General features: G+C 33.9%; 10 protein-coding genes, 1 rRNA gene and 1 pseudogene. 4 read left to right on the forward strand and 8 right to left on the reverse strand.

Features of this window, described 5'->3' with window-relative positions:
• Together BMZ04_RS21465 and BMZ04_RS21475 are read right to left on the reverse strand one after the other, a co-directional pair.
• Nucleotides 1–96, reverse strand: a 16S ribosomal RNA gene (locus tag BMZ04_RS21465); the annotation flags it as partial.
• 1364 nt (nucleotides 97–1460) lie between these two features.
• Nucleotides 1461–1928 carry a GNAT family N-acetyltransferase gene (locus BMZ04_RS21475; protein WP_093277658.1) on the reverse strand — a complete coding sequence of 156 codons (468 nt, stop codon included), beginning with the start codon at nucleotides 1926–1928 and terminating at the stop codon, nucleotides 1461–1463.
• Between the two features lie 438 nt (nucleotides 1929–2366).
• On the opposite strand from BMZ04_RS21475, the pseudogene BMZ04_RS23240 reads away from it, so the two are divergent.
• The 3 genes and pseudogenes from BMZ04_RS23240 to BMZ04_RS21490 all read left to right on the forward strand — a co-directional run.
• Nucleotides 2367–2658 (forward strand): annotated as a pseudogene (locus BMZ04_RS23240) (IS3 family transposase); the annotation flags it as partial.
• An 18-nt stretch (nucleotides 2659–2676) separates the two neighbouring features.
• Entirely contained in the window at nucleotides 2677–2880 is a 204-nt protein-coding gene (locus tag BMZ04_RS21485) for a hypothetical protein (protein WP_093277667.1), read from the forward strand.
• A gap of 59 nt (nucleotides 2881–2939) precedes the next feature.
• Nucleotides 2940–3107 (forward strand): IS3 family transposase, encoded by a 168-nt coding sequence (locus BMZ04_RS21490; protein ID WP_093277672.1) that lies wholly within the window; start codon nucleotides 2940–2942, stop codon nucleotides 3105–3107.
• Between the two features lie 294 nt (nucleotides 3108–3401).
• Here BMZ04_RS21490 and BMZ04_RS21495 read toward each other — a convergent pair whose 3' ends face one another.
• The 4 genes from BMZ04_RS21495 to BMZ04_RS21510 all read right to left on the reverse strand — a co-directional run bounded on the left by BMZ04_RS21495 (nucleotide 3402) and on the right by BMZ04_RS21510 (nucleotide 6355).
• A complete protein-coding gene (locus tag BMZ04_RS21495; RefSeq protein WP_093277675.1) occupies nucleotides 3402–3749 on the reverse strand; it encodes a VOC family protein in 348 nt (115 codons plus the stop codon).
• A gap of 382 nt (nucleotides 3750–4131) precedes the next feature.
• Nucleotides 4132–4971 (reverse strand): hypothetical protein, encoded by an 840-nt coding sequence (locus BMZ04_RS21500; RefSeq protein ID WP_093277680.1) that lies wholly within the window; start codon nucleotides 4969–4971, stop codon nucleotides 4132–4134.
• Nucleotides 4972–5391: 420 nt separating this feature from the next.
• The gene (locus BMZ04_RS21505; protein ID WP_093277684.1) at nucleotides 5392–5823 is read right to left on the reverse strand and encodes a hypothetical protein; all 432 of its coding nucleotides are present in this window, start codon (nucleotides 5821–5823) and stop codon (nucleotides 5392–5394) included.
• 295 nt (nucleotides 5824–6118) lie between these two features.
• A complete protein-coding gene (locus BMZ04_RS21510) occupies nucleotides 6119–6355 on the reverse strand; it encodes an ATP-dependent Lon protease (RefSeq protein ID WP_093277689.1) in 237 nt (78 codons plus the stop codon).
• Nucleotides 6356–6379: 24 nt separating this feature from the next.
• Between BMZ04_RS21510 and BMZ04_RS22580 the strand changes: the two genes are divergently transcribed.
• The gene (locus BMZ04_RS22580; protein WP_177184546.1) at nucleotides 6380–6571 is read left to right on the forward strand and encodes a hypothetical protein; all 192 of its coding nucleotides are present in this window, start codon (nucleotides 6380–6382) and stop codon (nucleotides 6569–6571) included.
• Between the two features lie 311 nt (nucleotides 6572–6882).
• Here the strand turns inward: BMZ04_RS22580 and BMZ04_RS21520 are convergent, their stop codons facing one another.
• Together BMZ04_RS21520 and BMZ04_RS23020 are read right to left on the reverse strand one after the other, a co-directional pair.
• Nucleotides 6883–7827: a serine hydrolase domain-containing protein gene (locus tag BMZ04_RS21520; protein WP_255368067.1), complete on the reverse strand. Its 945-nt coding sequence runs from the start codon at nucleotides 7825–7827 to the stop codon at nucleotides 6883–6885.
• Nucleotides 7796–7927, reverse strand: a complete 132-nt coding sequence (locus tag BMZ04_RS23020) for a hypothetical protein (protein ID WP_255368068.1) — start codon at nucleotides 7925–7927, stop codon at nucleotides 7796–7798. Before BMZ04_RS23020 ends, BMZ04_RS21520 begins: the two co-directional genes overlap by 32 nt.
• Nucleotides 7928–8129: the final 202 nt, after the last annotated feature.

The following is an 8129-nucleotide window of genomic DNA, read 5'->3' on the forward strand; positions in this document are numbered from 1 at the left end:
ATCAGAAGAAGCAAGCTTCTTCATCATTCGCTCGACTTGCATGTATTAGGCACGCCGCCAGCGTTCGTCCTGAGCCAGGATCAAACTCTCCATAAAAGTTGACTTCCGATACGTAGCGCATTGCTTCGTCAGCTTCGTTCGTTCAGTCGGTCACGTACGTTAGTACGCTCCCTCCTTCTCTCTCTTACTTCCTCGCACTGCACCACGTCTCGAAAGCCAACAAATAGAACTAGTTTAAAAGCTCATTTTGTTTTGCTGGCATCATCATAAAATGATGTCAAAATTGTTTTGCTATCAGACTAACAAGTTAATCTTTCAAGCTATATTTCTTAACGTTTTGCATGTTCAGTTTTCAACGTTCATTTTTCGTTGCCGTTTTTCGGGGCAACTTTTATATCATAACAAATTCAGTTATCGTTGTCAACAACTTTTTAAATTTCATTTTTAAAGAAGTTTAGTTGTTAAAACGACATTTGATTATCATATCACCCTTTTAATCATATAGCAAGTTTATTATCGTGTTTTCTATTTAAAAATGTTGGTTCGCCCTTTTACCAAATTCATTTATATAGAAGAAACTTATTTACCTTGTTTCCTTTCCCTTATAAAAATTAGGACATTACCGGGAAGTTTTAATTAAATATAAGTTTCTTTAGCCAATTTAAATAAGGACAATTTTTCATCGACTCTTCTTTTTTGAAAGTAGTTTAATCAAATGAACGTTAATCCCCATCCAGAATAACGCTCCAATTTTTTTCATCAGTTTCTTCAACAAACCTTTACTCATGTTCAACTGGATTGAGAATTATCTTATCTTCATTTATTCCTTCTTCTTTGCTCAGTATTCATTCGTTTTGTGTTAAGCCTTCTTCCCTTAACCTTATGTGCCAACAAAAAGGCTATACGAAGCTCTAGAATAAGATGAAACCATTTTACAGACCATCCGTAATATATTGTAGGATATATCAGAAGAATCGATGGCTTACGTATTAGGAGATGGTTTTAAAATGAAGAAAAAAGATCATATTAATACCGATATATTTAATAGTCGTCCTATCACTAATTATTTGTATAATGCTTGGAGTTCAATATTTAGCTAATATATTTATAGATTTTAAATTTTCTACGTCCTACGGGCCATTTTTATTAACTTTAATTATATTTGTAGGATTTATTCTATTAATACCTTTTAGTACTTTCTTAGAAGCTTTAATTGAACATATTGGATTGGTGAATAGAGGGATGTATTTATTATTAGAAATAGTTCAATGGATTCTATTTATCTTCTTTATGGAACTCACTTTATCTTATTATAATATTGTTATATTTAGCGGAGTTTATACAGGGTATATATATTATACAATAATGTACTGTTTCTTTTTTGCACTTGCAAAAGTTGGTGAATAAATAACGATTTTTCGCAATAGGGCAGATTTGTTGAAGCACCTGTTAGTTGAAGACTATAACTTTTTCTCCATTGAAACAACTTTTATATTAATATCGTTTGGCTTATGTACTACTTCCTCTTTATAAATGTTATATCCTATTGAATTATATAATCTAATGTTTTTAGGCACAGTCATTCGAACTTTACAAAGTAACGTGTGAATTCCATTATTAATTGCATAGTCTTCTAATGATTTTAATATTTTTTTCGCAATCCCTTGCCCCTGTTTCTCTGGGATAACTGATAGTCTATAAAAATAAAGACCATTTTCTTTTAATAGAAAACGAACCATTCCAACAGGTTCATGATCAACATAACCAATTAAGCCTTGTTCACCCTCTTTTAAAGATGCTGATATTGATTGAACCGTCTCTTCTAAAGCACTAGATGGTGGCACTTCATCCTTATACTCCAAAAACGCCTTAATCATTAAGTCGTGAATTATAGTGGCATCCGATACTTCTACGTATTTAATTTCCATATACCATCCTCCTCAATCGTACCGTATAAAAATACTGTATAATTTATTATTATACAACAAAATCAAGAGAATAGAGTGTTTCTTCATTCAACTAAACAGGGGCGCTTTTCACTATTTCTAAAAAGAAAACCATACTTAGCATCTGAACTGCACCCCAATTGTTAGACACCATCTAACAATTGGAGGTTCAGTTTTTCTATGACAAAATATAGTTCTGAATTAAAATTACAGGCAGTTTTAACGTATCTAAAAGGAACAGATTCCTTTAAAACAATAGCTGATCAATTTATATTAGCTCAAGCCCATTAAAGGATTGGGTAGCCCAGTATAAAGCAAATGGAATAAAGCTTTTCATTCTACCTATACAAACTATGATTTGAACTTTTAAATGTATGTACTAAACTATATAATTTTTTTGAAGTAACTCCTAATAAAGTAGCTGCAATTTTTAACATCCCATCTCCATCAACCGTACATGAATGGATTAAATTGTTTAACACAGCTGACATTGACGCTCTGAAATCAAAGGAAAAGGGGCGTCCATCCATGAATAAAGAGTCAAATAAACAATCAAAACGAGTTCCAGTTGAAGGATCAGTCGAAGCTCTTGAAGCACGTATTAAGCAACTTGAAATGGAAAACGAGTATTTAAAAAAGTTGAATGCCTTAGTTCAAAACAAGGAAAAATCACCAAACAAGACAAAACACAAATAGTCTATGAATTAAACATGCGAAGGGAAGGCCATCTATGTCTAAAAAAACAAAAGATACAGCGATTAAAGTAGAAAAAACAATGTCTCGTGAGGAACAGTTAGAACGTGAAAATGAACTGCTTCGTCTGGAGGTTGCGTATTTAAAAAAGTTGAAGGCTTTTCGAGAGAACCCGGATGCCTTCCTCGAAAAGCACAAGCAGCGATCGCCTTTGAACTTAAAGAAGAAGGATTCCGATTAAAAGACATTTTTAAACAAGTTGATATTCCGGAAGCAACTTATCATTATCATATCAAGCAAATGAAGCAGGAAGATCCAGATCAAGCTTGGAAAACGTTAATTTTAGAGACATTTGAGCAGCATGAAGGTCGATATGGCTATCGTCGAATTCATGCGGAATTAAAAGCCCAAGGACATAAAATCAATCATAAAAAAGTACAGCGAATCAGTATTACGGGGAAGAATTGATGTCCTACGAAGCGTTACAGAAGAAAATTGAGAAGTATATCGATTACTATAATAACGATTGAATTAAACAAAAACTGGCCGGCATGAGTCCGATAAAATACCGAACTCATGCCAGCCAATTAGCTGCATAAATAAAACTCTAACTTTAAGGGGTCACTACCATACCGAACTCATTTTTACCAAGCTGCCTAATGAAATAACCGTGTCTAACTTTTAGGGGTCACTTCAAAGTGATGGCCTTGTTTAACCAAAGCACCCATTAGCTTAATAGCAAATAATTACAACCCACTTCCACTATTTCTCCCAAAGTTCGACCAGTCGACCTTCAGGATCTTTAATCCAAATAAACTTTCCATATTCACTAATCTCTTTTTCCTTTGCAAGAGGTACACCAATTTGTTCAAGATGCTTAATAGCCTCATTTAGATTAAATACTTCGAAATTTAACATCACTTGTTGTTCTGTTGGAAAATAACTATCATTCTCGGTAAAGAAAGAAAAGATAGTCTCATTTCCTAATTGAGGTTTAATCATAGTCCCATTCCAATTTTCTATTTCAAGCTTCAACACTTCACTGTACCATTTTTTTGTAGCCTCAAGATTCTTAGTTCTCCAAAATATTCCTCCAAAACCTTTTATCATTATATCTAACTCCTGTCTATCAAATTTTTTTAGTTTTTCGATGTAATGTTAATTTCCTTCTTCAGCTATACTGCTGCGTTAGTAAAAAACACTCCTTATGTTTATTATTCTATTAAATTGGCAATAATCCTTTTAATATTATATTTCCCCTTAAATAAAGTGGGATATCAGAGTTATAAAATCGAAACATATATCAGACATGCAAATGTCATGACAAGTTATAGCAGGAAGTAATAGCTGTTCAGAAAAATAGGAAATGTAACCGCGAATTCTACTATCTTTCGCCAGAAGCAAACGTGAATGTTTCTATCATAAGATCGCTATTTACTAATTCTAAAAGAAAACCAGACTTAGCAATCTGCTTGATGTCTGGTTTTTATGTTTATTTGAAAGATAATAATTCTGCTTTAATTACACCGTTTTTATCGATAAGCTTGATAATACCAATTCCTGGTGCTAGGTAATACGTATCCCCATTGTTAACACGAACTACTACCACGTTTTGGAATGTTCCAGCTTTTACTTTAACTGTGCTAGTAGTACTTTCCACATTTACATTATAGAAACCTTCACTGTCAACACCGATTTGATAATATTCTTTCGTTTGTTTTCCTTCAGTCAATGGATAAGCAATATCGAGTAATATCCAATCTGTATGACTTACCCCAAACACTAGACTATCTTTTGTTTCTAAATAGGTAAAACCATCTATCGGATTATCTTTAAAAATTATAGAAGCCGTAGTAATACCATATTCAGAATTATAGGAAGTCGTAGTAGTAAATTCTTTTTGTGTATTTCCAGTAAAGCTAGGGGAATAAACAAGCTTCAGTCCTGCCTTTGGAGTAAGCCCACCAATTACTTCTTTATTAAGTAAAGCAAGCTTGCTTTTAGATGGAGTTTCATATTTCACTAGAGAACCTTTTTGTACGTAGCTACTTGCTCCTACACCATATAACCCGCCATTTGTTCCCTTATACGTATAGACTCTATATTCATCACCTTTTTTTAGTGTGCGTACTTTATTAAGTGAACCATTTGAGCCTATTTTAACTAAATTCGTATCTGCTAGAATTGTTACCTTTCCTATTTGTCCTTGTTTTAACTCAGTTTTCCCCCACATAACTTTGTTAGTGGATGCGTCTACTTGCATGTTATCAAAGCTTGTCATACCCAACGCTAAAACCGCTACGAGGACCACCATTCTAATTTTTTTATACAACCTTAACCTCTCCCTTCATTAAACATTATACCATTCCAGAAACTTTACTTTTTTCATAATAGCAACCAAATTTAAGCATATAATTATAGCAAGTATTGGATTTATGAAAATTGCTAATTCTTTCGCAACATGAATCATAACATCCACTTCCTTCCTTTTTCCTTATTGAACTAGTGAATCGATTACCCACTATCAGCATTAATTATTACAATTGAACCAACATTGACTAAACACCCACAGCGGGTTGATCCTGTATGGGCTTTAGCCCACGCATTTGTTCAAAGCACCTCCAGTTTTTTTGTTCTTTAGCTTTTAACCTTTCTCTTTCTTCCCCGGACATATAACTCAAATAAAATACAAAAAAAGAATCCAAAATACGACTACTCGTATGGATTCTTATTTTTTTTTGTTATTCTACGGTTAGTCGCCACCTCCGCCGCCTCCACCACAATCTCCACCGCCATCACTATTAAAACTAACGCTACCACTACTAAAACCTACGTTTCCACAATCATGGTTCCCACCACCGTAGTAGCTCCATGCGTAGTTTCTTTCAGATACGCTCTTTGGTTTCATTTTCCCGTAATGAGATTTCGGCTTCATCTTTGTCATGTCGAATAAAGAAGGTAGCATCGCCCCACCTATGAGTGACGTTATAATTAAACCTGATGTACTATAATCTGTACCGACTAATATAAACGTTGCAAAGGCTGCCATGACTCCAAGGACGAATAGGAGTTTGATTACTTCGAAGTTGAAACCTAGTTTGAATAATAAGTATATTAGATGTGCGATTTTAAATCCGATTGTTATAGCAATACCTGTGAAAATCACCATAAATACGATGTTCATAATATCCCTCCTTAACAAAATTACTTGTATTTATAATACGTTAAAATATTCAAAGAGTTTCAAATTTTATTCTTTTACACCCTCTTTTCATATATCAGATCGATTACACACTCTTGACCTGATGAGCTTTAAAAAAATATGTTCTAGGAACACTCATATTTGGCGACAAACAAAAAGAAACCATTTTGAAATAAACCTTGTTCAAATGGTTTCTATTTTTGCTGATTTTATAAAAAGATTGCTTAATGATATTTTTGGGTCCTTTTTCAACTAAAGCACCCGTTAGTTAAAAACGTCATACATTAATTTTCTGTTCTTTTTCGTCTCTCTCTTTTATATATCTTTCGTACGCCTCTTTCACCCTGACATTGCTATTGGCTGGTACTACTTGTTTATGAATCTCATTAATTAAAACAAATGACCTGAAAATGACTCCGACAATAATTGCACATAAGATATAGATTCCAATAGAACCGAAGATAACCAAGATACCTAAAAGACCAGCTAATAGAATGGATAACAATAACTTCACAAAACTCCCCCTTAATCTGCCTACTTGTATTCCACAAAGAGCCATCTAGTAGCTCAACCATCTTTAACTAAGCACCCGTTACTTGAACAAGCAAGTTACAAATCGCAACTGTCTTCCGTATTATCCCTCTTCTTTTTATCACCAAAATACTTCCAAATGTGGTATGTAGACCAAAATAAAGCTGCACCTATAAGTATTTTAAATGGTGCAACGTAAGGTTTTTCAAGAATATAATCCGGGGTAAAAATAGCGTACAAAATCAAAATAATTATAGCTGGTATCAAAAGAATCCAATAACGTTTGTCTTTAAAAGTGCTAAAACTCCACATAAAATCCTCCCTGTACTAACACGTGACTTTAGAACTAAAGATATCCATTTATTATACAACACACTTAAACTAAACCGCGACTTTAGTTCAATAAGAAAAAAGGCTTTACTCCTTTTGGAAGTAAAGCACCCGTTAGCACAATAAGTAAAGAGGATTTTATTCAACAATCGCACCCGTTAATGGAAGATACTTTAATCTTCATGATTTCATAGACATGGCAAGTCGCATCACCAGCCGTACAGGAGTCGCGGGGTTTTCCATTTGATTGACATCTCCTATAAAAAACATGTCCTTTTCGGGATAGTAAAATGCAAAGGAACCTGTTGAACCAGAATGACCAATTAACTCACCTTTCCCCATAAATAGTGTTGCAAAACCATTTAGTGGAACTCTCATATATCCAGAACCGTAATGAATTGGACGCATAGAAGCCTGCAACCTGTTGTTTATTTTTAGTTCATGAAAAACAGTATTATTAAATAATTTTCCTTTAAAGAAAGCTTTGATAAATACCATTAATTCACGAGCCGTAGAAACACAACCGCCACTTGCGCGAACGCTCAGAAGTAATTTCGGACGGTAAAAGGCAGTGTTCTTATAATAAATATACGGGATAAAATCATCCTCATCTTCCGGAAGAAAAGTATTTTTGAGTCCTAAAGGATTAAAAATTAATTGTCTATACACTTCTTCCAATGTTGAATTAGTAACTATTTCAACTATTTTTCCGAGGATTTCAAAGTTTATATTTGCGTAATGAGCTCTTTTTCCCATATCCGGTGCAAAGTGTGGTTTGATTTCCTTCGTCTTTATTATGGCTTCATTAAAATCAGTTTGCACATCCTTATCAAGAGCACGTATTTTCGACTTATTGCTACCCTCCTCAATCACATCCCGCAATCCACTTGTATGGAACAATAAGTTCGAGAGTGTAAGTTTATTAGAATACTCGCGACCTTTGTAAACATGAAGGTTCCTCAATGTGTCTTTTTTTAAATATCTTGTTATTTCATCATCTAATGAGAGTTTTCCCTGCTCTCTCAAAATAAAAATACAAGTGGTTGTGAACAGCTTTGTAATACTTGCAATAAAGAATGGCGTATCTACATTCTTACCCCCCGTACCCAAAACTGTATGAGACATCTCCATTGGAGTTTTCTACGAGAAGAACAGATTCATGTATATGCTTTTTCTTTGTAACGTTTCCGAAAATTTTTTTTGCTTTTTGTTTTTGAATTTCCATATGGCTTACCTCCCCCCATGTTATTCATTATAATAACGATCTTGACTGATACCATTGTTCCATTAAATGGACCGATTGCGGAAGTTCGTTTAAAAGACCTCTTATTAAAGTAAAGCACCCGTTAGTTGAATAAGAATCCTCCTACTTCAGTTCGGTTTTTAACTTCTCAATTATCCCTAATGTTTTTAGATAGTAGTCTTTT

Origin of the sequence: Psychrobacillus sp. OK032, from assembly GCF_900111345.1 — a bacterium.
Lineage (GTDB): Bacteria > Bacillota > Bacilli > Bacillales_A > Planococcaceae > Psychrobacillus.

Bases quoted from the DNA above. Each gene is read 5' to 3' on its own strand.
- BMZ04_RS21475 (WP_093277658.1), bottom strand. From the start codon at position 1,928: ATGGAAATTAAATACGTAGAAGTATCGGATGCCACTATAATTCACGAC.
- BMZ04_RS21485 (WP_093277667.1), top strand. From the start codon at position 2,677: ATGTCTAAAAAAACAAAAGATACAGCGATTAAAGTAGAAAAAACAATG.
- BMZ04_RS21490 (WP_093277672.1), top strand. From the start codon at position 2,940: ATGAAGCAGGAAGATCCAGATCAAGCTTGGAAAACGTTAATTTTAGAG.
- BMZ04_RS21495 (WP_093277675.1), bottom strand. From the start codon at position 3,749: ATGATAAAAGGTTTTGGAGGAATATTTTGGAGAACTAAGAATCTTGAG.
- BMZ04_RS21505 (WP_093277684.1), bottom strand. From the start codon at position 5,823: ATGAACATCGTATTTATGGTGATTTTCACAGGTATTGCTATAACAATC.
- BMZ04_RS21520 (WP_255368067.1), bottom strand. From the start codon at position 7,827: ATGTCTCATACAGTTTTGGGTACGGGGGGTAAGAATGTAGATACGCCA.
- BMZ04_RS23020 (WP_255368068.1), bottom strand. From the start codon at position 7,927: ATGGAAATTCAAAAACAAAAAGCAAAAAAAATTTTCGGAAACGTTACA.